Here is a 23043-nt window from a genome sequence, read left to right on the forward strand (position 1 = left end):
CGGTTGATCCTTGTTGCACATCGCGGCACCAGGAACGCTTTTCTCCGCGCAGCGTTACCCCGGCATGGTCAACAACTACCGGGATATCGAAATGAAAGGCATCGTTCTCTGGCTGATGGGTGTTCCCCTGATTGTCATTATCCTGCTCTACATGTTCGTTTTCTAATCGCAAGCTCTTGGATTTTTTGACGAACGCTACTGAAAGGGTCGGCGACCCTTTCAGTACGCCTGCCGATATCCACCGGTCTCGAGGCCTCCCCCTAGCATTTGAAGGATGCGAACCGCGCCCACGGTGCGTTAGGTTCATCCCCTGAACAGCGGGCTGGATGGACGCGCATGATTGGCAGTCGAATTGCCGCGAAGACCCTCACCGGAGGACCCTGTCGGTCACAAAAACGACGGTACTCGCCGTGGTTCCCGGCGAGGATAGTAGCGGTCGCGCTTGCTCTGCTGGCTACCGCGGTCGCCGCCGCGCAGACGGGGCCGATCATCGGCGACGCCGCCGTGATCGATGGCGACACCATCGAAATTGCAGGCGAACGCGTCCAACTCTACGGAGTGGATGCGCCGGAAGACTGGCAGTTCTGCCTCGACCAAAGCGGCACAGACTATCGGTGCGGAAAGGAATCGTCGCTGGCCCTGGACGCGTTTCTGTCCGCGTCCCGCCCCACCCGCTGCGAATTCTCGGGCCGCGACCGTTATGGTCGCTACGTCGGCACATGCTTCCGAGCGGACGGGAAGGACGTCAACCGCTGGATGGTTGAATCCGGCTACGCAATTAACCGTGATAATCACAACAGAGGACTGTACGGCGCCGCACAGGAAATGGCACGATCGATTGGGGCCGGAATGTGGCGAGGGCAATCCGGAGCAGAACGCTCCGGCCCCGGGGTGGAAGAGTAAGGCGGGGATTCCCCCCTCGCAGGTGGCAAGTGAGAGTCAATGGTCGTTGAGTTTTGGATATTCTGCGCCATCGCGACCGCGGTCGTCGCTGCGGTCAGAGGCGGACACAGTCTTCTTTGGCTACTGATCGGTTGCGTGCTGGGCCCGATAGGCCTGCTGGCCGCAATCCTGAAGCCTTCGCTGAAATCAGGGGAACCGATCGTCGCGGCCGAGCGGCAAGCGGAACTAGGCGAACTGAGAAAACCTGCCCGAGATCCCGACAGCATCTCGGCCAAGCGCAAGGGCGAGTAGCCAAGCTCGAATTGCGGACAAGATGCGCTCCCATACAGCGGCGAGCGTCTTTCCAGACGCAATGGACTCTGAAGCACTCTGCGTCGCTGCTCGGAAAAACCCGCCGCTTGCGCGGCGGGCTTGCTTTGGTACTGAAAGCACTAAAGTATGCATATACTATTGTCGTAGGCGCGGCGATTTTCCAGTAACATTTTAGGGGCATTCCAACGGGGCATCGCGTCCTACAGCGTCGCGCGCCCAGGCGCGCAACGGTCGCTGTAGCACCTTTGAATTGCTGCATGTCTTTGTCCTTAAACCGAGGTCGATTGAAGGAGACATGCCGTAGGGCGCGCCGAAGCGGGGCCCTTGCGAGCCGAAACCGTGCCGGCCCTCCGGCTCGGCATCAATCGGGAATGCGAATCGATTTATGTCGAGTGACGGCTCCAGGACAGGAAAGCCCGCCTCATCCTTGCCGCATTTCCCCGTGGCAGCCGCGCGAACGTCGGTTCCGCGTCGGGAAAATCAGGTGTGTTAAGGAAAATTCACAGCCTCTTCACACAACCCGTAATTGCCCCCAAATTTTGCGGGGCACAGTTTTCGCAACATGCGACGAAACAGGGATTTATCCTGAATGGCCGCCCCGGGCAGATGCCAGCCGGCTCGCGAAAACTTCGCCGCTTGGGTGCACTGCAGCATGACCCCAATCATTTTTCTGCTGCAGCGCCATATTTTTTCTTTGCAAATGCCCTAGTTTGTTCGGTGTGAGCTCAAGTCTGCTCCGTTGAAACGGCGCTTCGAGGCGCCGCCCGATAGGAGTACCGATATCGTGAGTATGGGCGCTTATGTCTCGACGCAGATCGACCTCGTGCGCGTTGCGCTATTTCGGGGTTCCGCAGGCATGCGCCGTCCTCACAACCCTCAGTCGCGCTTCGCTCGGGCCTCCATAACCCCCCGGACCGAATGCAGCAAAGGCAGCAAGACAATGAAATCCGACCGCTTTGGGCGCCTCTGGTGCCTCGCTCTTGTCACAGCACTTCCCCTAAACTGCAGCGTCGGCAATGCCGCGGCGCAGGACGGTGCCAACGGCACCTCGTTCATGGATGACTTCGACAAGCTGGACAGCAAGACCTGGTTCGTCTCGGATGGCTGGGACAACGGCGCGCATCAGAACTGCACCTGGTCGAAGAAGCAGGTGAAGATCGTCAATGGAATTCTCGAACTGGGTTTCGAAGAGCGCAAGGAAGGCAAGCGCAATTTTGCCTGCGGCGAGATCCAGACGCGCAAACGCTTCGGCTACGGCACGTACGAGGCAAGGATCAAGGCGGCCGACGGTTCTGGCCTGAACTCGGCCTTCTTCACCTATATCGGCCCGACCGACAAGAAGCCGCATGACGAGATCGATTTCGAGGTGCTCGGCAAGAACACCGCGAAAGTCCAGATCAACCAGTATGTGTCGGCGAAGGGTGGCAACGAATTTCTGGCCGATGTGCCGGGTGGCGCAAACCAGGGCTTCAACGACTACGCCTTCGTCTGGGAGAAGGACCGGCTCCGCTACTACATCAACGGCGAGCTGGTCCACGAAGTCACCGATCCCGCCAATATCCCGGTCAACGCCCAAAAGATCTTCTTCAGCCTTTGGGGAACCGACACACTCAGCGATTGGATGGGCACCTTCTCCTACAAGGAGCCGACAAGGCTCCAGGTCGATCGGGTCGCCTTCACCGCGCCTGGCGACAAATGCCAGTTCGCCGAGTCGGTCGCCTGCCGGTTGGACTGACGACATTCTGAGCCATTTAGTGAGCAATCGCAACAATTTGTTGCGATGCACAAAAAATCGAATTAAGCTCGGCCCGGGCTGAGCAGGGAAACGGATGTTTTCATGCTGCAGATACTCTATTTGGCACAGGACCTTGCCGATCCCGCCGTGCGGCGCAGGACGCTCACGCTGGTTGCCGGCGGCGCCAATGTCACGCTGGCAGGCTTTCGCCGCGGTGGCAGTCCGCTGGCCACAGTCGGCGGCGTCGAGCCCATCGAGCTCGGGACCACGGCGGACGGACGCTTCGCGCAGCGGATCGGCGCCGTCGCCACGGCCTGCCTGTCGCTGAAGAGCAGGCTCGGCGGTCTTCGCAAGCCTGACCTCATCATCGCCCGCAATCTCGAAATGCTGGCTGTCGCGAAACGCGCCGTCGCGCTCTTCGGCGGCGACGTTCCGATCGTCTACGAGTGCCTCGACATTCACCGGCTGATGCTGCGCGGCGACATGGTCGGCCGCGCGTTGCGCGCTGCCGAGGCCCGCCTCGGCCGCGACGCGCGCTCCCTGATCACCAGTTCGCCGGCCTTCATCGAGCATTATTTCCGCCCTCTTTCGGGCATCGAGGCGCCGCCGATGCTGCTCGAGAACAAGGTGCTAGAAATCGACGGAAGCACGCTACCGGCGCCTGCCCCCGCCCGATATCCGCCACCCGGCGCGCCTTGGAGGATCGGTTGGTTCGGAGCGCTGCGCTGCCGCAAGTCGCTCCATCTCCTCGCCGAGTTTTCCCGCAGGATGGAAGGCCGCTTCGAGGTCGTCCTGCGCGGCCGGCCCGCCTATTCGGAGTTCAGGGATTTCGACGGTTTCGTGCAAAACGAACCCTTCATGCGGTTTGGCGGTGCCTATCGCAATCCGGAAGACCTCGCCGAGATTTATGGCGACGTCCACCTCACCTGGGCGATCGATTTCTTCGAGGAAGGCCAGAACTCCGCCTGGCTGCTGCCCAACCGGCTCTACGAAGGTTGCCGGCACGCCCGCATACCGATCGCCATGAAAGGCACCGAGACGGCCCGCTTTCTCGCCGTGCGCGGCATCGGCCTGGTGCTCGCGGATGCCAACGCCGACAGCCTCGTCGCGCTTCTCGGTTCATTGAGGCCGGATGACTTTGCCGAAGCAGCGGATCGCATCGGCCGGTGCCATCCGGCAACCTGGGTCTTTGACCGCTCGGATTGCGAGACGCTTGTGCGGCGGCTGGCAACGCTCACCCACGACGCGCCGCAGACGATCATCCCAGCCGCTGCTCTCGCGGAAGCCCGTCACAACGAAAGTGGATTGCTATGACCGCGGTCAGTCCGGTGTCGCCACCGACCCTCATCGTCATACCCTGCCTCAATGAAGCGCTGCATATCGAGGCGCTCGTCGAGAAGCTGCGTACCTCGCTCGACGTCCTCGAGGCGAAGGTCGTCATCGCCGACGGCGGCAGCACCGATGGTACGCGCCAGATCGCTCGCCGCCTTTCAGCAGAGGATCCCCGCATCCTTTTCCTCGACAATCCGAAGCGAATCCAGAGCGCCGCCGTCAACCGGGCCGTCGCCGAGCTCGGTCCAGGCTTCGACTACCTGATCCGCATTGATGCGCATGCAAGCTACCCGGACGACTATTGCGAGCGTCTCGTCGAGGATGCGCTCGCAACCGGAGCCGACTCGGTGGTCGTCGCCATGCAAACCGAAGGGTTCAGCACCTTCCAGAAGGCGACGGCCTACGCGCAGAACTCCAAGCTCGGCAATGGCGGTTCCAAACACCGGACGGGTGCCGCCGGGCACTGGGCCGAGCATGGCCATCATGCCCTGATGCGCATTGCCGCCTTCGCAGCGGTCGGGGGTTATGACGAGACCTTCAGCCACAACGAAGATGCCGAACTGGACTATCGCCTCGGAAGGGCAGGCTACCGCATCTGGATGACCGACAGGACCAGCATGGTTTACTATCCACGCACCAGGATCGTGCCGCTGTTCAAGCAATATTTCGGCTATGGCCGCGGCCGCGCCAGGAACATCCTCAAGCATCGCGCCATGCCCGGCCTCCGGCAGATGCTGCCGCTTGGCGTCGCGCCAGTCGCGTTCGGCGCTCTTCTCGCCATCATCAACTGGGCGGCGATCATTCCTTTCGGCGTCTGGGCCGCGGCCTGCCTCGGCTACGGCGTCTGGATGGCGGTCGGTGAGCGCAACCCCTACGGACCGCTCGCGGCGATCTCGGCCATGGTCATGCATCTCGCCTGGTCGGCCGGCTTCTGGCGTGAACTCCTCGACTTTCGGCGGCGGGTGGTGGGATGAGCGCGACCGTTCAGATCGACATCGGCATCTGCACATTCCGGCGCCCCGAACTCGCCGCCACGCTCCGGTCGCTTGCGGCGGTGGCCGTGCCGCCAAGCGCGACGCTCCGCGTCATCGTTGCCGACAACGACACGACCTCGAGCGCCAAGGCACTTGTCGAGAGCCTGCGGCCGGACCTGCCGTTCGAGATCACCTATGTCCATTGCCCCGCCTCGAACATCTCGATCGCCCGCAACGCCTGCCTCGACAACGCCACCGGCGAATTTCTCGCCTTCATCGATGACGACGAGACCGCCTCGAGCGGCTGGCTGGTGCGCCTCCTGGAAGAGGCGCAGGCGACCGGTGCGGACGCAGTCCTCGGCCCGGTCCGGGCCCACTATGCGCCGTCGGCGCCCGCCTGGATGCGCCACGGCGACTTCCACTCGACATTTCCAGTCTGGGTGAAGAGCGAAATCCGCACCGGCTATACCTGCAACGCCCTGCTCCGGCTCAAGGCCCCGTCACTCCAGGGCCGCCGCTTCAAGCTGGCACTCGGCCGGAGCGGAGGCGAGGACACGGATTTCTTTGCCGGCCTGCACAAAGCCGGCGGCACGATCGCCTTTGCCGAGGATGCCTGGGTGCATGAGCCGGTGCCGGAAAGCCGGGCATCGTTTGCCTGGCTTGGCAGGCGCCGCTTCCGCTCCGGCCAGACCCACGGGCGGTTGCTGACGGAAAAGGCGCGCGGTGCGGGGCTTCTCAACCTTTCGCTTGCGGCCTCCAAAGCCGCCTTTTGTGCACTCGCAACGATTGTCTTCCTGCCCTCGGCTGTCCGCCGAAATCGCTATGCGCTGCGCGCCATCCTGCATGCCGGCGTGATCAGCGGCCTCCTCGGACATAAGGAGCTCGAGCAATACGGAGCAGCCGAGGTGTCCTCCCGATGACCACGCCCCCCGTGAACGAACCGATGAACGAGCCTAGGAATGCCCTTTCTCCGGACGTCACCTTCGTGATCGCCGCCTATAATGCCGCTGACACGATCACCCGCGCCGTCGGCAGCGCCCTTGCCCAGGAGGGCGTCACGGTCGAGGTGATCGTCATCGACGATTGCTCCTCGGATGTGACGGCCGCTCTTGTCACGGCGATCGACGACCCGAGGGTCCGCCTCATTGCGCTCGAACGCAACCGCGGCCCGGGCGGGGCTCGCAATGCCGGCTTCGAGGCGGCGCGCGGCAGATGGATCGCCGTGCTCGATTCCGACGACACGGTTCGCCCCGGACGGCTGGCGCGGATGATTGCGCGAGCCGAAGCGGCCGGAGCGCAGATCGTCGTCGACAATCTCGACGTGCTGTCCCTCGACGGCAAGAACGTCCGGATGTTCGAGGATGCCGAACTCGAGGCGCTGCCCGAACTCACCCTGCCGGCCTTCATCGAGTCGAACGTGATTTTCCGCTCCGAGCACAATTACGGCTACATGAAGCCGGTGTTCGAGCGCCGCTTCCTCGCCGAACATGGTCTCTCGTTCGACGAGTCGCTCAGGATCGGCGAGGACTATATCCTGCTCGCAGCCGCGCTGGCCTGCGGCGGCCGCTGCGCCATCGAGTCCTCGGCCGGTTACACCTATCATATCCGCGAGGGCTCGATCTCGCGTGTCCTGAAGCTCGAACACATCGACGCGATGATGGCGGCCGACGGGGCGTTCCTGCGCCGATACACGCTCGATCCGCTGTCGCTGATGATGCAGCGCAAACGGGCACGTGGGTTCCGTCAGGCGCGCTCTTTTCTCCTTCTCGTCGAGCAATTGAAGAAGAGATCGTTGGCTGGAGCGTTGAGAACCGCGCTCGCCGACCCGACTGCGCTTCGGCACCTCAGGATGCCGATCGCCGCGCGATTGCGCCGCCTGGCGGCGCGGGCGCCGCAACCCGCCCCGATCACGGTGGCGGCTGAACGATCCCCGCTGGGCAATGATCCTCACACAAGCAAAGGATAACAAAATGGACCGCATCAGGACCGTCAGGAAAGCAGTGATTCCGGTCGCAGGAAACGGAACGAGGTTCCTCCCCGCGACGAAGGCTGTGCCGAAGGAAATGTTGACGATCGTCGATCGGCCCGTCGTCCAATACGCGGTCGATGAGGCGCGTCAGGCCGGCATCGAGCACATCGTCTTCGTCACCAGCCGCAACAAGCAGGTGATCGAGGATCATTTCGACGACACGCCCGAACTCATCTCCTCGCTGTCGCGTTCCGGCAAGAATGCGCAGATCTCCGAACTCGAAGCCATGCTGCCGAAGGCCGGTTCGGTCAGCTTCACGCGCCAGCAGGCGCCGCTCGGCCTCGGCCACGCGGTGTGGTGCGCGCGCGACCTGATCGGCGACGAGCCCTTCGCGCTGCTGCTGCCGGACATGGTCTCCTACGGCGCGCGCGGCTGCATGGCCGGGCTGATGGACCTTTACCGCGAGGTTGGCGGCAATGTCGTCGCGGTCGAGCAATGCGCGCCCGAGGAAGCTTCGAAATACGGCATCGTCGGCAAGGGCGACACGGTGCGCCACGGCTTCTCGGTGACCGAGATGGTCGAGAAGCCGCCGGCGGGCCAGGCGCCGTCCAACTTCTATCTCAACGGCCGCTATATCCTGCAACCGGAGATCTTCTCCATTCTGGCACACCAGGCACGCGGTGCCGGCAACGAGATCCAGCTGACCGACGGCATGCTGAACCTTTCGGCGGACCAGCCCTTCCATGCCCATCCCTATGAAGGCCGTACCTTCGATTGCGGCTCGAAGCAGGGCTTCATCGAGGCCAATGTCGCCTTTGCACTCGCCCGCGCGGATATCGGCGACGTCGTGTTCGAATCCGTTCGCGAGATCGTCCTGTCTCACGAAAGCCGCATCCGGGCGGCATAAGCGCGAAACCTCCGGCCGCCGGATAGGCGGCCGGGACTACGGCGCCGCGCGTCTTGCGAGACGCGCAAAGGTCGCTGTAGCACTTTGAAATACTGCATGTTCTCGATGAGCATGCAGGAGGACCGGAGAACAAGATGAACAGAACGGCCCCCATGAAACAGAGAAGTGTACCCTTGAGCGTCGTGCCCCGCGAAGAGCAGTCGGACGGCTTTATCGATCTGGATCGTCTGCTGGCCGTCGTCGTCCGTCGGGCAAGGCTCGTTGCGGCTTTCGTGGTGCTCTTCATTCTGTTGGGGGCCGCCTATCTGCTGTTCGCGACGCCCTTCTACACGTCTCTGACGCAGATCCTCCTCGACGACAACCTGTCGAAATATGCCGAGGAAGAACCGGTGCCGACGAACAGCCAGATGCTCGATACGCAGATTGCCAGCGCGGTCGAGATCCTGAAGTCCGGGGAACTGGCGCTGCGCGTCGTCGACAAGCTCAACCTTTCGGAGAACGATACGCTCGTCAATCCGCCTCGTTCGCCCGTCGCCGTCGTCAAGGACTGGCTGAAGACGGCAACCGGCCTCTTTTCGGGCGGGCCGGGCGTCTCCGAGGAAGCGGCGCGCAATGGCCGACGGCTGAAGGCCGCCGCCTTGCTGCAGCAGTCGCTCTATGTCGAACGCGTTGGCCGCAGTTCGGTGATTGCACTCTCCTACCGCGCGAGCGATCAGCAGCTTGCTGCAACGGTCGTCAGAACCTATGCCGACTCCTATCTGACGGACCAGCTGAATGCGAACTTCGAAGCGACGGAACGGGCTTCGGTCTGGCTGCAGGAGCGGCTAGACGATCTGCGGCAGCGTTCGCAGGCGGCCGCTCTGGAGGTCGAACATTTCCGCAGCGAGAACGGCCTGACGGCGGCGCGCGGCGAACTGATGTCCGAACAGCAGCTCTCCGATCTCAACAGCCAACTGATTGTCGCCCAGGCGGACACAGCCAGCGCCTCGGCGCGCTACGAGCAGTTCAAGTCGATCATCGATCAAGGGCCGGAGGCTGGCGTCAACAATGCCACCATCTCTCCGAAGGAGGGTGACAACTCGGTGATCCGGGACCTGCGTACCCGCTACCTCACCATTGGCAAGCGCGAGCAGGAGGTGGCCCAGAACTTCGGCGAGGACCATCCCCAAGCGGTGTCGCTCCGGGCCGAAAAGGCTGACATCGGGCGGCAGATCTATCAGGAACTGCAGCAGCTGACGGCAAGCTACAAGAACGAATTCGAAGTCGCGCGCTCGCGCGAGGCCTCGCTGCGCAAGAGCATCGAGGGTATCGCCGGCAAGAACTCGGAATCCAGCAAGTCGCTCGTCCAGTTGCGTGTTCTCGAGCAGAAGTCGGCGGCGCTGAAGACGCTCTACGAATCCTATCTCGGCCGCTACGAACAGGCGACGCAGCAGCAGTCCTTCCCGATCGCCAAGGCACGCGTCATTTCCGAGGCCGGCGTCCCGACGGCGCCGTCAAGCCCCAAGAAGACCATGACGCTGGCACTTTCGGCTGTGCTCGGCCTGATGGTCGGCGGCGCCTATGCGGCCTTCCTCGAATTCCGCGAAAGGACTTTCCGGCTTGAAGGTGAGGTGCGCTCCGTGCTCGGCCACCGTTCGCTCGGCTATGTTCCGCTGATCGGCTCGCGGCCGAAGAAAACGACGCAACTCGTGCGCGCCCGCTTCGGATCGGATCGGCAACCGCACGATCCATCTCACGACGCCACGCCGTTCCAACGCCTTTCGCGCGTCGTGCTCGACGCGCCGCGCTCAGCCTTCGCGGAAACGTTCCGGAATGCCAAGCTCGCCTGCGATCACATGCTGCCAGGCAACGAGAGCCGCGTCATCGCGATCGTCTCCGCTCTTCCGGACGAGGGCAAGTCGATCGTCGCTGCAAACTTCGCGGCGCTGCTCGCCTCGAGCGGCAAGCGGACCCTGCTTATCGACGCCGACATCCGCAAGCCGGGGCTTACCCAGATGATCACGCCTGCCCCGCGCACGGGGTTGGTCGAGACGCTGACGGGCGAGGCGACCTGGCCTGCCGGTATCAAGGTGGATCAGCGCACCAAGCTGGCGATCCTGCCGGCCGGCGGTGGAGCGTCGGATCGCAGGCACCAGAGCAACGAACTGCTCGCCTCGCCGGCCATGGCCGGGCTGATCGAGAATGCCCGCAATTCCTTCGACTACGTCGTGGTCGATCTTGCCGCACTTGCTCCGGTCGTCGACGCGAAGGCCTTCGCGCCGCTCGCAGACGGCGTCCTCTTCGTCGCGGAATGGGGCCGGACGCCGTCGCGGCTCGTACGGGACCTGCTCAATTCCGAGCCGCAGATCGACGCCAAGGTTCTCGGCGTGATCCTCAACAAGACCGACATGGACGAACTCGAGAAATACAGCGACTTCGGTGGCGCGGAGAAGTACCGCCACCGTTACGGCAAGTACTATATCGAGCAGGGCATCACGGAGAACCGGAACACCGCTGCCTGATCGCCATCCAGGCGGCCGCTGATGGCGGTCGCCTGCGGTAAGACCGCCTCAGCGCGGCCACCATTCGTGGAAATGGTGCACTGGTCCCCGCCCCTCTCCCACTTTCAGCCTGTCAGCGGCGGAGATCGCCGCATGCAGATAGGCCTTCGCGGCGCCCGCCGCCTCGGCGAGCGACTGCCCCTTGGCAAGACCGGCGGCGATCGCCGCCGAAAGCGTGCAGCCGGTGCCGTGATCGTTGCGCGTCTCGACGCGCTTTGCGGGGAAGCGGACGAGCCGATCGCCGTCAAAGAACAGATCGGTGGCGTCGCTGCCCCGCAGATGTCCTCCCTTGATCAACACCGAACGCGCGCCCGCCCTCATCAGCGCCTCGGCCTGGCGAGCCATCTCGGCTTCGCCTTCGGCGAACGGGCGACCGGTCAGAAGTGCCGCTTCCGGCAGATTGGGTGTGACGACGACGGCCAGAGGCAGAAGCTCACACGTGAGTGCGGCCATGGCATCCGGCTGCAGCAACGGATCGCCGGAGGTTGCGACCATGACCGGATCGACGACCGCTTGCCTGTCGAAGCGGCGCAAGGCTTCGGCGATGGCAATGATCGTTTCCCGGCGCGAGACCATGCCGATCTTGACCGCCTTGACGTCGAGATCGGAAAGTACCGCGTCGATCTGCGCGGCAACGATCTCCGGTGAGACGTTCTCGACCGCGGTGACGCCCTTCGTGTTCTGCGCGGTGATCGCCGTCACGACGCTGGCGCCGTAGACGCCAAGGGCCGAAAAGGTCTTCAGATCGGCCTGGACACCGGCGCCGCCACCAGAATCAGATCCGGCAATCGTCAGCGCGATCGGCGGGAAGGAAGGAAGAGGCGGCATCGGTCGATCTCCTTGCGAAAAAACACGGAGACCCGGGGGGACGGCGAAGACGTGGCGGAGGGCAGCCTCGTTCCGTTCCTACGCCGGCATGACCCGGATCAGGTTCAAGGGTCCGGCTCACCGCCGTCTCAGCGCCGCCCGGCGCTCCCCTCGGAATGGAGGCATTCTATGCGGCAGCGGCCTGGCCGAGTCAACGCACTCCAGACTTGCAAGCGGAGGTCGAAATCGACTTGAGGAAGGTTTTTCTCCGAAAGGATCGAAACACGCTGCGGCTATTTCGCTTGGCGCCGCCGATCGCGCGTTTCCTCCTCGAAAACTCCGTTGATTGCGCTATTCTGGGCCCATTCCTGCCGACCCGAAAGGAACAAGCCATGAGCCTCCGCATCAACGAAACCGCCCCTGACTTCACCGCCGAAACGACGCACGGCACCATCAATTTCCATGAATGGATCGGCGATGGCTGGGCAGTTCTCTTCTCCCATCCGAAGAATTTCACGCCCGTCTGCACCACCGAACTCGGTGCCATGGCCGGCATCGAAGGCGAATTCCGCAAGCGCGGCGTCAAGATTGTCGGCATTTCGGTCGACCCCGTCGACAGCCACGCCAAGTGGAAGAACGACATCAAGGTCGCGACCGGCTTCGATGTCGAATATCCGCTGATCGGCGACCGTGATCTGAAGGTGGCCAAGCTCTATGACATGCTGCCGGCCGGCGCCGGCGACACGTCCGAGGGCCGCACTCCGGCCGACAACGCCACGGTGCGTTCGGTTTACGTCATCGGCCCGGACAAGAAGATCAAGCTGATCCTCACCTATCCGATGACCACCGGCCGTAACTTCAACGAAATCCTGCGCGCCATCGATTCCATCCAGCTCACCGCCAAGCATCAGGTCGCAACGCCGGCGAACTGGAAGCAGGGCGAGGACGTGATCATCACGGCGGCCGTATCGAACGAGGACGCCACCCAGCGTTTCGGCTCCTTCGATACCGTTCTTCCCTATCTCAGGAAGACCAAGCAGCCGACCGCCTGAGGCCGCTGGCGGCGCGTTCGCGTCATGAACTCCTGATCGCGAAAGGCTCGCTTCGGCCTTTCGCGATCGTCGTGATCCGCCATACCCGCATCGGCTCGCGCTGCCGTGGCATCAATCCGCTTTCACCGCGCTGACGATCTCCCCCAGGACGCCGTGCAGGGCGTCGCGGTATCCGTTGCGCGCCGAAGGGCCGCTCTCCTCGGAGGTCATCACGACAGTGAGCTTCAGCGCCGGTACGATGTAGAGCATCTGGCCACCGTAACCCCAGGCGAAATGGACGGTCTCGCCGCCGATCTGCCGGGCGAACCAACCATAACCGTAGGCGTCACCGGAAAAGTAGGAGTTCGTGTGCGGCTGCCACGAAAGAGCGATCCAGTCCGCCGGCACGATCTGCCGTCCGTCGCCCGTCCGGCCGCCCGTGCGGTATAGTTCCCCAAAGGCGAGCAGCGATCTCGCGCTCATCGCCATCTGATTGCCGCCGAGATAGATGCCTTGCGGATCGCGTTCCCAGGCACCGATTCTGAATCCCTGAAGCGGACCGAGCCAATCCCGTGCGAGAGCGAGCGTCGACTTGCCGCCAACCTTGGTGAGGATCGCCGAAAGCAGATGCGTGGACGCGGTCGAATAGAGCATCCGTCCGCCCGGATCGTCGGCGAAAGGCTGGGCGAGGGCGAAGCGAACCCAATTGCGGCTCGATACCCAGCGGCCGTAGTTCGGCCCCGACAGACGGCCAAGTCCGGCCTGCATCGAGAGCAGGTTGCCGATGGTGATGTCGTTGATCCGCGGATCCGCGGGCGACGGCAGATCTTCCTTCAAAAGCGGGGCGATCTTCTGCTCGGGGCCGTCGAGAAGGCCCTTGTCGATCGCGATTCCGACGAGCGCCGATACGACCGATTTCGATGCGGATTTGATATTGGTCGATTCGCCGGGCGAGTGGCCGCGATATCCCTTTTCGGCAATCGTCTCACCGTCGCGCGCGACGATGACGGTTTTCAACGGCTTCAGTTCCTCTCGGTCGGCAAGCCCGTCCAGCAGGTCCGGAACGGCGCCGGACGGGTCGGCCGCGGCGGGCAAAAACGACAGCAAAAGCGCCAGGACAGTGGCCATCAACCGGATCATGCCTTCGACCTAGTGCGAACACATGGTGAAGTCATCCTTATGATGGAGAACTCACGACGAAGTGAAAATCCGGGCCTCTCCCAGCGGCCTCCGCCCGGACGGTTCCAAGGGAGGCGAGCGCGATTACCGCACATTGAGGTGCCCGGCCGGGCCTTGGACGATGATCGTTCCGAACCGACCGCTTTCGCGCGCAAGCGTTTCGCCTATCCACTCGAGGTCCGTGCCGGAGGGATAGACGAGGCTGAAGCGGTGAGCCCGCAGTGGCACGATATCCAGGGCCGAGAGATCGCCATTTGTCCTGTTGATATCGGCGACGCACATCAGGCGCAAATCGCCTCTGAATTCCGCATGGCCGGAGATGCCCTCATAGTCGTTGATGAAATCGCCGCAGCCATAGAGGATCAGGCGGTTCCGGTAGACTTCGATCGCCTTCGGGTGATGCGAGGAGTGTCCGTGGACGATCGAGACATCCGCTTCGTCGATGAGCGCATGGGCGAATTCTCGCTGGGCGGCACGTACATGATAGCCCCAGTTCGGGCCCCAGTGAACCGATACGACCGCGACATCCCGCGGCCGCTTGCTATGGCGGATATTTTCGACGAGACCGGCAGTGCAAAGCCGGTCGAGAGACGGCAGAAAATTCACTCCTGCCCTGCCACGTCCGGCCGCCCAGCCTGGAGGCACTCCGCTCGTCGGGATCGCAAGCGCGAACAAGAGCACGCGCTGCTCGGCGCCGATATCGAAGGCCGCATGCTTGCTGGCCTCGTCCAGGTCGCGGCCGGCGCCGGCTGTCGTGATCCGCAGGCGATCCAGCGTCGCCAAGGTGTCGAACAGGCCCGCGACCCCCCAGTCCAGAACGTGGTTGTTGGCGAGGACGCAACAGTCGACGCCAAAAGCAGCGAGGCAGGAGGCATTTTCCGGACTCATCCGATAGTTGATGCCTTTTGGAGCGTGGTCCTTGCTGCGAGTGATGGCCGTCTCGAGATTGATGACGCGGAGGTCGGGCTGGGCGCGATCGCATTCGTCGCGCGCCACGCCCCAGACAAGCGCCGGGTCCATCGGCGCAGGAATCGGACCGTTTGCCTTCTCCGCCAGGCGGACATAGTCCCGCGCCGACCGAATGTAATCCTCGTACAATATCGGATCGCTCGGAGCCGGCAGGACCTGATCGATGCCCCGTCCAGTCATGACGTCACCGCACAGGAACAGGCGGATCGTGCCCTCCCTCGGGCTTGCACCGGAGAAACGCTCGCTGGTGGCGGTCATGCTGGCCGGCCTCTCTGCTGGCCATTCTACGGAGCCCGCACCCGCAAGAAAAGGTCGCGCTGCCGCGTGCGGCGGCGGATATCAGCCGCTCCAAAGAAACGCAAGTGCTGCGTCATACACAGTTTGTAGACTGCAGATATCCTGTTTGAAGGCCGGACGCCCCAAGCATTGCCGCAATTTACTGTTCTCACTGAAGGCGCTGGCGACAGCGTTCGGGTAATAGGAGCCGAAATAGCCCCTCAGGACGCGCTACCTTTCCGGCGGCCGCTGCAACTATTGCGTAACATCGGAGGCGACCCAGTTTCTGAAGGTATATGAACGGACGTACCATCTTTCCGCTTGTAAAGCGCCGTTTTGTTGCATAAGCGCCCGCTAACAAAACCGTGACGTGACCAGGACGGCGGCACCTCGGTGGATCGTCAGCCGCGGTGGCAGCTGGTCATATCCTCTATTTCTCTTTGGGAAATTGCGATGCAGGGGCAGAAACAGGGGATGAGACTCTCATATCTCGGCAGCGACGCCGAAGAGATATCCGATGTGCTGACGCGATGCATTGGGCCTGTCAGGGTACAGCAGCCACCGAAGACCGATCTTTCCTATAGCTACGAGTTCGTCGCCGCCGGACGCGTTGCCTTCAGCCGCGTCGCGTCACAGGGCAGTCTCAGTATCGGCCAGAGGGACGAGGTCCCTAAGCTCCTGATCTTGCTCCCACTGCACGGCTCTGCCTGCGTGAAGATCGGAAAGGAAAGCGTAATTTCCAAACCCGGTCACGCAGCGATTCTCGATGGCAACAGGCTGTCCGAACTGCAGGTCGAGAAAGTCCGCAGCCACCTGTCGCTCGTCATCGACCAGAGGGATATCTTCCGCCAGCTCGGCACCGTACTGGAACGACCGGTCTACGGCGCGCTCGACTTCGTGCCCGAGCTCGATCTTGCGGACGGGACGGGCGAAATCATCTTCAAGTTGTCGCAGATCATCGCGGGCTCCCTGGGCTCGGACTCCGGGATACCCGACATGCCCCACGCCCTTTCCTATCTCTCGGGAAGCATCGTCAGTCTGCTCGTCGATACGGTACCGCATCGCTTCTCAGGGGCGTTGAGCCAGGGCGAGTGGCTGCCGTCCCCGAAACATGTGAAACGCGCCGTCGATTTCATGCATGCCAATCTCCGTGCGCCGATTTCGATGAGCGACATTGCAGGGGCGGCCGGCATCGGCGTTCGGTCGCTGCAGGAGGGCTTCAAGCGGTTCAAGGGTACGTCGCCGATCAGCTATCTCGCCCAGTTGCGGATGGAAGCCGCTCACCGCGATCTCCTGGAAGCGGATCAAAGCGTATCGGTGGCGGAGATCGCCCGAAAATGGGGCTTCAGGCACATGGGACGTTTCGCGACCGAGTACCGCAAATGCTATGGTTGCCCACCTTCGGAAGCGCGAAAGGGACGGGCGCCTTCCTAAGACCTCCAGCGCTGCGCGCAACAGGCGCGTGTGCCTTTGTCCTTGAGCGGACGTCGGTCCAAGGAGACATGCAGCAGGAGCCGGGCGACCGGGCACAGGCGAGCGGTGCACCGCACCGCCCGCCCATTCCCTGCATGCGCAACACCGCTGCGTCCTTCAGCTTCCTGGCGCTGGTCGATCTAACGAGACACGCAGTAGCATTAGAACTCGTCCCACACGGCCGCGGCTGTTGCCGCACGACCGCCGAAGGCGCCGGCGATCTTGCGGTTGAGGGCCCGGGCGGGGGAAGCCGCCGGCGCGCTGCCGTGGCCGGCGGCGGCGAGGCGCGCTGCAGCGCCGGCCTCGAGCCGGAAGCGGGCGATCAGTCGGGCGAGATTGGCCGCCTCGTCGGCCAGCCGATTGGTGGCCGCCGTCGATTCCTCGACCATCGCGGCGTTCTGCTGCGTCACCTGGTCCATCTGGTTGACCGCCGTCGAGACCTCCGACAGGCCGGTCGACTGCTCGCGCGCCGCCGTGGCGATCGAATGGACGTGCTCGTTGATCTTGACGACATGCCCCTGGATCAGCGTCAGCGCCGCGCCGGTCGCCGTCACCAGTTTCACCCCGGCGCCGACCTCCTCGCCGGAGCGCGAGATCAGCGCCTTGATGTCCTTGGCCGCATTGGCCGAGCGCTGCGCCAGTTCGCGCACCTCCTGGGCGACGACGGCAAAGCCCTTGCCGGCCTCGCCGGCCCGGGCCGCCTCGACGCCGGCATTGAGCGCCAAAAGGTTGGTCTGGAAGGCGATCTCGTCGATGACGTTGATGATCTGGCCGATCTCGCCGGAGGCCTCTTCGATCCGCCCCATCGCCGACACCGCGTCCTTGACAACGGCGCTCGACTGCTCGGTGCTCTTACGCGCCTCGTCGACCATGTGGCTGGCCTCCGTCGCCCGCTCGGTCGAGCTCTTCACCGCCGCGGTGATCTCCTCGAGCGCCGAGGAGGTCTCTTCCAGCGAGGCGGCCTGCTGCTCGGTGCGCTTCGAGAGATCGCCCGAGGCCTCGCGCATCTCGCTGGCGCCGCCATTGATCGTGTCGATCGCGCTGCGCACCTCGGAAAGCACCGCGCGCAGGTTGGTCATCGTCTGATTGACATTGTCCTTGAGCTCGCCGAAGGCGCCCTGGAACTCGCCGCGCATCGTTTCGGTGAGGTCGCCCTCGGCGAGCGCCGAGATCACCCGCCGAGTCTCGGCGATGCCGCGGTCGACCGAGGTCACCAGTTCGTTCACCTGGGCGGCGAAGCGGTTGAGGTCGGCATTGTCGTAGTCCTTGTTGATGCGGCGGGTGAAATCACCGGCGACGGCGGCCTGGACGACCTCGCCGATGCTCGATTGCAGGTCGGCGCTTTTGGTCTGCAGCGCCGCCTCCTGGGCGTTCAGGTCGCGCACCTTGATGCCGTTCTGCTTGAACACCTCGACGGCCCGGGCCATCTCGCCGATTTCGTCGCGCCGCGCCGTGAACGGCACGTCGACATCAAGGTCGCCGCCGGCCAGCACGTTCATGTTGCCGGTGATCCGGCCGATCGGCCGGGCAATCGCCCGCGAACCGAAGACCGCTGAGACGATCAACAGAAGCACCATGGCCGCCGCCATGCTGTGCTCGACGGTATCCGCAAATTGCTGAGCTTGCTGCCGCTTCAGCAATGTCTCCTCAGCGATCTTTTTGGCAACCGCGACCCCCTCATCGATCAGCGGCGCCATTTCGTCGGCGACCTTCTGCATTTGCCCGACGATCAGCGCAACGTCGGCATCCGATTTCGTCGCGAGCAACCGCTCCAGCTTCGCCGCTGCGGCGTGGTAGCCCTCGACAAGGGCTTTGATCGTAACGACCCGCTGCTTGTTTTTCTCAATCACCAGCGGCGCAAAGGCCAGATCGAGATATTTGACCGCCGAGTCGTGTCGAGCATTCAGAGTGGCGAAGGCGATCTCCAGTTCTTCGGGCGATTTTGCAAGCAGCATGTCGCGGGCCGCCACCTGCATGCCGCGCGACGACGCCTTGGCATCAACAAGATCGCGCGAGACCCCCATCTGGATTTCCCTCCAGGTGATCGCCTCGTCGACGGAATGTTCGATCGACCAACCCCCAATGATGATCGTCAACATCAGGAAAATCCCGGCGCCGGACATGAGGGCGAGCTTGGTACTGATGCGCGAGAAGATCGGCGAGCGTTCCATGATGATGCTCCTCTTACATGAACAGGAAGTCGTCATGGCTCCGGGTGTTCGGTGTGCTTAGGGCTATCCGGCGCGATTCATTCCGCCGGTCGGTAACGGTCGTCAGGCGACGGGGCGCTGACGAATTGTCGCATTTTCTGCGGAAATGGCATTGGAGAACTGCGGCCGTTGCGCAGCGCCCTCGGGAAGTCAGCGAGCGCGATACCCATGGGGTTTCGGCCAACGCAGTGAACAGGAGGTCATAAGCAGATGAAAACGGTACTCAAATGAAAGGCGGTGTGTCGGCAGCGTTTTACTCGGATAAGTTTATTGGCGTGACAATGGCGCAGAATGGTTGATGAATCCTCAACATTGCAAACAGATCGGAAATTCAACTTCTCGATGCCGCCCCAACCGAGAAAGGCGCCTATGATCGACAAAAGCCGCGGCTGATCGACATCCCCGGCTTTGCGCACACGACGCTGCCGCGGCAACGCCCGATCGGTGGCTGGCAAAAAGCGGAACCGTTCTTACGAGGCGATCGTCCTAAACGGATCGCCGTTCATCAATGATAGCCTGCGTCGGCGGCAAAGAGATCGTTCAGCTTGTATGCCACCTCGGTCCGGTTCGTCGCCTTCAGCTTTTTCATGATGTTGCGAATATGAACCTTTACGGTGCTTTCGCGAAGATTGAGCTCGTAGGCAATGATTTTGTTCGCCTTGCCCTTGCGAAGGGCCTGGACGACTTCCGCTTGACGAAGCGTGAACATTCCGGCGAGCGGCGGGGCATCCTGCCTTCCCGTCTCGATCAGGTGTCGGACCGCGAGTACGCTGCTGGCCGGAAGGAAGATCCCGCCGGCGATCGCCAATCCGATCGCTTCAATGCAAACCCCGACGCCGACGGACGTAGGGATATATCCACGCGCACCGCATTCAAGCACCCGCAAGATCTGGCCGAGCTCATCGATGTCGGACAGGACGACGACCGGCACCGGTCGGAACTCCGAGGCGAGCTTTGCAATCTCGGCCGCGACATCGGCGACCTTGCGGGCGCCGATATTGAGCAGAACTGCCCCGACTGGCGGGCAGGTGCCCTTCTTCTCTCGCCATTCATCGACCGAACCAAAGGCGCCGACTTCCATGCCGAGACCATGGGTGGTCAAGGTCCTGGCCAAGCATTCCCGGTCCAAGGCTCTGCTATCGAGGACAAGCAGACACCGCTTGTCTGCCCCTTCCAGCTGCTGCATTTCCCCCTCTTTGGCGAACTGTGGAAGGCTGCTGGTGCCGTGCGGCTCCTGCGCAAACGCCGGCACTTTCTCAAATCTCGAAATCAAAGAACCCATTGGAAAATCCCCTTAAAAAACGGTGTCTTATGGAGACAATTCCCCAGACCGACGGTCCTACCCATAAGAGTTTCTCAAAAATACTATGAATACTTCTTTCTAATTAATACTTTTGGCGTCGCTCTTCTGGACGAAATCTTCTCATCGACACTGCATCATCAGAAATAAACATGTAATGCACGATAGTCTAGTATAACGCCCCCAAAAAAAGAAGGGGGAATACGCACGAAGATCGAATCGTCGCGCTCGTAGGCGACGAAAGCCGCCCGAGTGCGTGGCGCGACGCGGCCGGCCGAGCCAATTCCCCGAAGGAGGTGACGGCGGGCAAGAACAGGCCTGTCCCGAGAGATAGGGGAAGCTGTTTCTCCCCTCGAACGCGCCGTGCCATGAGATCAACCCCCGATCCTTCAGGCGAAGCATCGGATTAAGTGACACGGCGTGGTGTTTGACAATTGACGAAATGGGAGGATGGCTAACCCCTTTGGCTGCAGGCCGGGCATCTATCAATCCGCCTTTCGGAGGGCCCAGAGCCAGCACGCGCCACCAGGCTCGGATCGGCATGGCCTAGCCGGATGTGCTCAGATCGAGGAGCGCAACTCCTTGAGCGCCGATGACCTCCGGTCCTGGAAGCTGCGATATCTGGCCGCTGCCTCGGTCCGGTTGTGAGCTCCCAGCTTGGTGATGATGTTATGCAGGTGGATCTTGACGGTATGTTCCGACAACCGGAATTCAGCGGCAATGAGCTTATTCTGCAAGCCGCGCGAAACCATCTCGAGAATCTGCAATTCGCGAGCCGTCAAATCCGCGACGCCTTCGACCTCTTCACGCGAGGTTGCTGCGACACCGTTATGGGACGGTGAATGGTGATTGCCTCTGCCTGGCTGAAGCATAAGCTCGGGCGGAAAATACGCGCCGCCGCAAAGCATCAGCCGGATCACCGACAGCCATACATCAAGCTTGACGTTCATCGGCAGCAGGCCGCGAATGAGGGGCGACCTCAGAATATCGGCGAAGGCCGGATTGTGGCCCTGTCCATATGGCTCGATGACCGCCGTAAGAGCCTGAGGGTGCAGCCGAAAAATTCGGGTCGAGGCCACCTCAACGTCCTTTACGAGGCCGATGTCGACAAGGATCAGCGACACCGGATGCGAGAAGGCTCGACACGCCGCGTCGACGTCGTCGACCTGGTCAACGAGAACCCATGGAAATTCGCGTTCCATCGCCTCGATCAACCGTTCCGAAACACTTCCGCCGCTCGATACGATCAGAATGACGCGCCGTGGTTCGGCGCGCCGTCTTCCCTCTGCAAAGGCCCCACCCCCGACCTTGCCCTGCTCAGCCACGTTCCGTAACGCCATACCCCTCACCCGCTCTATCGATCGGCAACTGCTGGTCGATCGAAGCTGCGCAATCCACGTCGCTTCGGCAAACTCTAGCCCACGGCGCGCGCAGTCGCGACCACGCAAAAGGTGTGAACCATCCATTGAAAGTTGACCTGGCGGGGGAGCTTTGTTCTGCTCCGCTTCATCCAAATGAATGAGACCTCCACTGCGGCGACATCCATCTTGTGAAGCCTTGCGACGCTCCGCAACTGCAGGTAGGACGGCCGCTACCCCGCGCCCGAGGACGGCAGTACCCTGACTATGCCGGGGCGCATGGACGCGGGGATTGCTTGACGACAGGAAATGCGTTTCGGAAGTCTTCTTCCCCACAAATATAGCGGCCCCCAATCTATTCTTCGCTGCACACACTAAAGCGCGTCACATTCCTGCATATTAATGCGAGGCGCTTTGGGGACCAGGCCGTTGTTTCCGCATATCGTTATCCCGGGCACGAACTGCATCACGAGGAGCGGATATTAAAGGCCCGCCTCAAAAGTGGTACGCAATTTCACACTTGCTTGCCTCAAGAGTACGCATATTTTGCACTGTTCACAAAATTACAAATGACCGATACTTAAGACCATGATCAGTGATATCTCATTTTGAGACGATTTCCGCTGATCTCCATTTTCAGTAAGCCATGCTTTATTTGTTTTTATTTTGTATTTTTTTTGAGGCGAATGTGGTTAGCGAAGCGGGCGTATCAAGTAAATATGCAAAAGCAACCCTCTCGACCGCAACGGACGTTGCACGAGCTGCCGAGGGGCCACGGCCATGAACTCAGCGAGCCCGAGGGATGGCGGGGAAGCCCAAACCAGGCCTGCTCACGAGGAGGCCGGCGATGAACCACTGGCAATGGATTCAGACGTGCGGCCGCTGCAAGAGCGGCCGCTTGTCATCATCGACGGGCGGGCTCTCTGGCGCGACAGCCTTGCGCGAAACATCGCCGCCGACAATCCGGACAGACCCATTCTGACGTTCGAGTCCTCCGAGGAATGGAGGCGGGAGCGCGAGGAGGACACGCCACCCTCGGCAATCCTCTTGAATATCGCCGACAGGAAGATCGACGATCCGGTTGTTGAACAGGAAATCACAATACTCGCATCGGAGCTCGCTCCGGTTCCGGTAATCGTCCTGGCGGACAGGGAAGACCTGACTCAGATCGTGAAAGTACTGGAATGCGGAGCAAAGGGATATATTCCTTCCTCCGTCAGCGTGGACGTCTGTATCGAGGCCGTCTCGCTTTCCCTGGCTGGCGGCATCTTCGTTCCCGCGCGCAGTGTCTTCGCGATGCGTCACCTGTTCGAGACGGGAGGCGTCGCCGAACGACCCCTGGCCGGTTTGTTCACCGATCGTCAGGCGGAGGTCGTGGAGGCCCTGCGGCGCGGAAAGGCGAACAAGGTCATTGCTTACGAGCTCAACCTGCGGGAAAGCACGGTAAAGGTTCACGTCCGCAACATCATGAAGAAGATCAAGGCGGCCAACAGGACCGAGGTCGCCTACAAGATCTACGATCTTTTTCCGGATCACCCCCCGGCACCGGAACCAGACCGGACGAACGACCGAGATTCCGGCTCCGATAACCGTGATTGACGGAAAACCGCTTTGTGCGGCGCCTGCTGCATGTCTTTGTTCTTAAAGTGAGTTCGATCGCAGGTAGATCGCCCCGCCGGCTTCCTGAAACGCAATATCCACTGCGCGCAAATACTGTCCGCATGGCGCCGAGATGTCTTTGCCGTGCAATATTTTTGTAGAGCTTTGA

Annotated in this window: 19 protein-coding genes and 1 riboswitch; of the genes, 13 read left to right on the forward strand and 6 right to left on the reverse strand. The window is 62.1% G+C overall.

Going from position 1 to position 23043, the window contains the following annotated elements:
• Positions 1-13 precede the first annotated feature (13 nt).
• The 10 genes from NGR_RS08795 (at position 14) to NGR_RS08840 (ending at position 10633) form a co-directional block, all read left to right on the forward strand.
• Positions 14-166 (forward strand): hypothetical protein, encoded by a 153-nt coding sequence (locus tag NGR_RS08795; protein ID WP_164923766.1) that lies wholly within the window; start codon positions 14-16, stop codon positions 164-166.
• A 170-nt stretch (positions 167-336) separates the two neighbouring features.
• Positions 337-903 carry a thermonuclease family protein gene (locus tag NGR_RS08800; RefSeq protein WP_032490806.1) on the forward strand — a complete coding sequence of 189 codons (567 nt, stop codon included), beginning with the start codon at positions 337-339 and terminating at the stop codon, positions 901-903.
• A gap of 39 nt (positions 904-942) precedes the next feature.
• Positions 943-1194, forward strand: coding sequence for a hypothetical protein (locus tag NGR_RS08805; RefSeq protein WP_015887904.1), 252 nt, complete (start codon positions 943-945; stop codon positions 1192-1194).
• A 961-nt stretch (positions 1195-2155) separates the two neighbouring features.
• Complete coding sequence (locus tag NGR_RS08810) at positions 2156-2950, forward strand: glycoside hydrolase family 16 protein (protein ID WP_032490805.1); 795 nt, start codon at positions 2156-2158, stop codon at positions 2948-2950.
• A gap of 102 nt (positions 2951-3052) precedes the next feature.
• Complete coding sequence (locus tag NGR_RS08815) at positions 3053-4264, forward strand: succinoglycan biosynthesis protein ExoL (RefSeq protein WP_015887907.1); 1212 nt, start codon at positions 3053-3055, stop codon at positions 4262-4264.
• The gene (locus NGR_RS08820) at positions 4261-5256 is read left to right on the forward strand and encodes a glycosyltransferase family 2 protein (protein ID WP_015887908.1); all 996 of its coding nucleotides are present in this window, start codon (positions 4261-4263) and stop codon (positions 5254-5256) included. The genes NGR_RS08815 and NGR_RS08820 overlap by 4 nt, the downstream gene beginning before the upstream one ends.
• Entirely contained in the window at positions 5253-6176 is a 924-nt protein-coding gene (locus tag NGR_RS08825; protein WP_015887909.1) for a glycosyltransferase family 2 protein, read from the forward strand. Before NGR_RS08820 ends, NGR_RS08825 begins: the two co-directional genes overlap by 4 nt.
• A complete protein-coding gene (locus tag NGR_RS08830) occupies positions 6173-7222 on the forward strand; it encodes a glycosyltransferase family 2 protein (protein WP_015887910.1) in 1050 nt (349 codons plus the stop codon). The genes NGR_RS08825 and NGR_RS08830 overlap by 4 nt, the downstream gene beginning before the upstream one ends.
• A gap of 4 nt (positions 7223-7226) precedes the next feature.
• The gene (locus NGR_RS08835) at positions 7227-8132 is read left to right on the forward strand and encodes a UTP--glucose-1-phosphate uridylyltransferase (RefSeq protein ID WP_015887911.1); all 906 of its coding nucleotides are present in this window, start codon (positions 7227-7229) and stop codon (positions 8130-8132) included.
• Positions 8133-8266: 134 nt separating this feature from the next.
• Complete coding sequence (locus NGR_RS08840) at positions 8267-10633, forward strand: polysaccharide biosynthesis tyrosine autokinase (protein ID WP_015887912.1); 2367 nt, start codon at positions 8267-8269, stop codon at positions 10631-10633.
• A gap of 48 nt (positions 10634-10681) precedes the next feature.
• On the opposite strand, the gene thiD is transcribed toward NGR_RS08840, so the two are convergent.
• Positions 10682-11500 (reverse strand): bifunctional hydroxymethylpyrimidine kinase/phosphomethylpyrimidine kinase, encoded by an 819-nt coding sequence (gene thiD, locus NGR_RS08845; protein ID WP_015887913.1) that lies wholly within the window; start codon positions 11498-11500, stop codon positions 10682-10684.
• 58 nt (positions 11501-11558) lie between these two features.
• Positions 11559-11661: riboswitch (TPP riboswitch) on the reverse strand.
• Positions 11662-11871: 210 nt separating this feature from the next.
• On the opposite strand from thiD, the gene NGR_RS08850 reads away from it, so the two are divergent.
• The gene (locus tag NGR_RS08850) at positions 11872-12531 is read left to right on the forward strand and encodes a peroxiredoxin (RefSeq protein WP_032490803.1); all 660 of its coding nucleotides are present in this window, start codon (positions 11872-11874) and stop codon (positions 12529-12531) included.
• Positions 12532-12642: 111 nt separating this feature from the next.
• Here the strand turns inward: NGR_RS08850 and NGR_RS08855 are convergent, their stop codons facing one another.
• Both NGR_RS08855 and NGR_RS08860 read right to left on the reverse strand, forming a co-directional pair.
• Positions 12643-13650 carry a serine hydrolase domain-containing protein gene (locus NGR_RS08855; RefSeq protein WP_015887915.1) on the reverse strand — a complete coding sequence of 336 codons (1008 nt, stop codon included), beginning with the start codon at positions 13648-13650 and terminating at the stop codon, positions 12643-12645.
• A 123-nt stretch (positions 13651-13773) separates the two neighbouring features.
• Positions 13774-14916 (reverse strand): CapA family protein, encoded by a 1143-nt coding sequence (locus tag NGR_RS08860; RefSeq protein ID WP_015887916.1) that lies wholly within the window; start codon positions 14914-14916, stop codon positions 13774-13776.
• 492 nt (positions 14917-15408) lie between these two features.
• Here NGR_RS08860 and NGR_RS08865 point away from each other — a divergent pair, with 492 nt between their 5' ends.
• Complete coding sequence (locus NGR_RS08865; RefSeq protein WP_240545074.1) at positions 15409-16368, forward strand: AraC family transcriptional regulator; 960 nt, start codon at positions 15409-15411, stop codon at positions 16366-16368.
• A 200-nt stretch (positions 16369-16568) separates the two neighbouring features.
• Here the strand turns inward: NGR_RS08865 and NGR_RS08870 are convergent, their stop codons facing one another.
• The 3 genes from NGR_RS08870 to NGR_RS08880 all read right to left on the reverse strand — a co-directional run bounded on the left by NGR_RS08870 (position 16569) and on the right by NGR_RS08880 (position 21257).
• Entirely contained in the window at positions 16569-18578 is a 2010-nt protein-coding gene (locus NGR_RS08870; protein WP_015887918.1) for a methyl-accepting chemotaxis protein, read from the reverse strand.
• Between the two features lie 544 nt (positions 18579-19122).
• A complete protein-coding gene (locus tag NGR_RS08875) occupies positions 19123-19899 on the reverse strand; it encodes a response regulator transcription factor (protein WP_164923970.1) in 777 nt (258 codons plus the stop codon).
• 578 nt (positions 19900-20477) lie between these two features.
• On the reverse strand, positions 20478-21257 hold the full coding sequence (locus tag NGR_RS08880) for a response regulator transcription factor (RefSeq protein ID WP_015887921.1): 780 nt from the start codon (positions 21255-21257) through the stop codon (positions 20478-20480).
• 798 nt (positions 21258-22055) lie between these two features.
• Between NGR_RS08880 and NGR_RS08885 the strand changes: the two genes are divergently transcribed.
• A complete protein-coding gene (locus NGR_RS08885; RefSeq protein ID WP_015887922.1) occupies positions 22056-22874 on the forward strand; it encodes a response regulator transcription factor in 819 nt (272 codons plus the stop codon).
• Positions 22875-23043 lie beyond the last annotated feature (169 nt).

This window comes from Sinorhizobium fredii NGR234 (assembly GCF_000018545.1).
In the GTDB taxonomy this organism is placed as follows: domain Bacteria; phylum Pseudomonadota; class Alphaproteobacteria; order Rhizobiales; family Rhizobiaceae; genus Sinorhizobium; species Sinorhizobium fredii_A.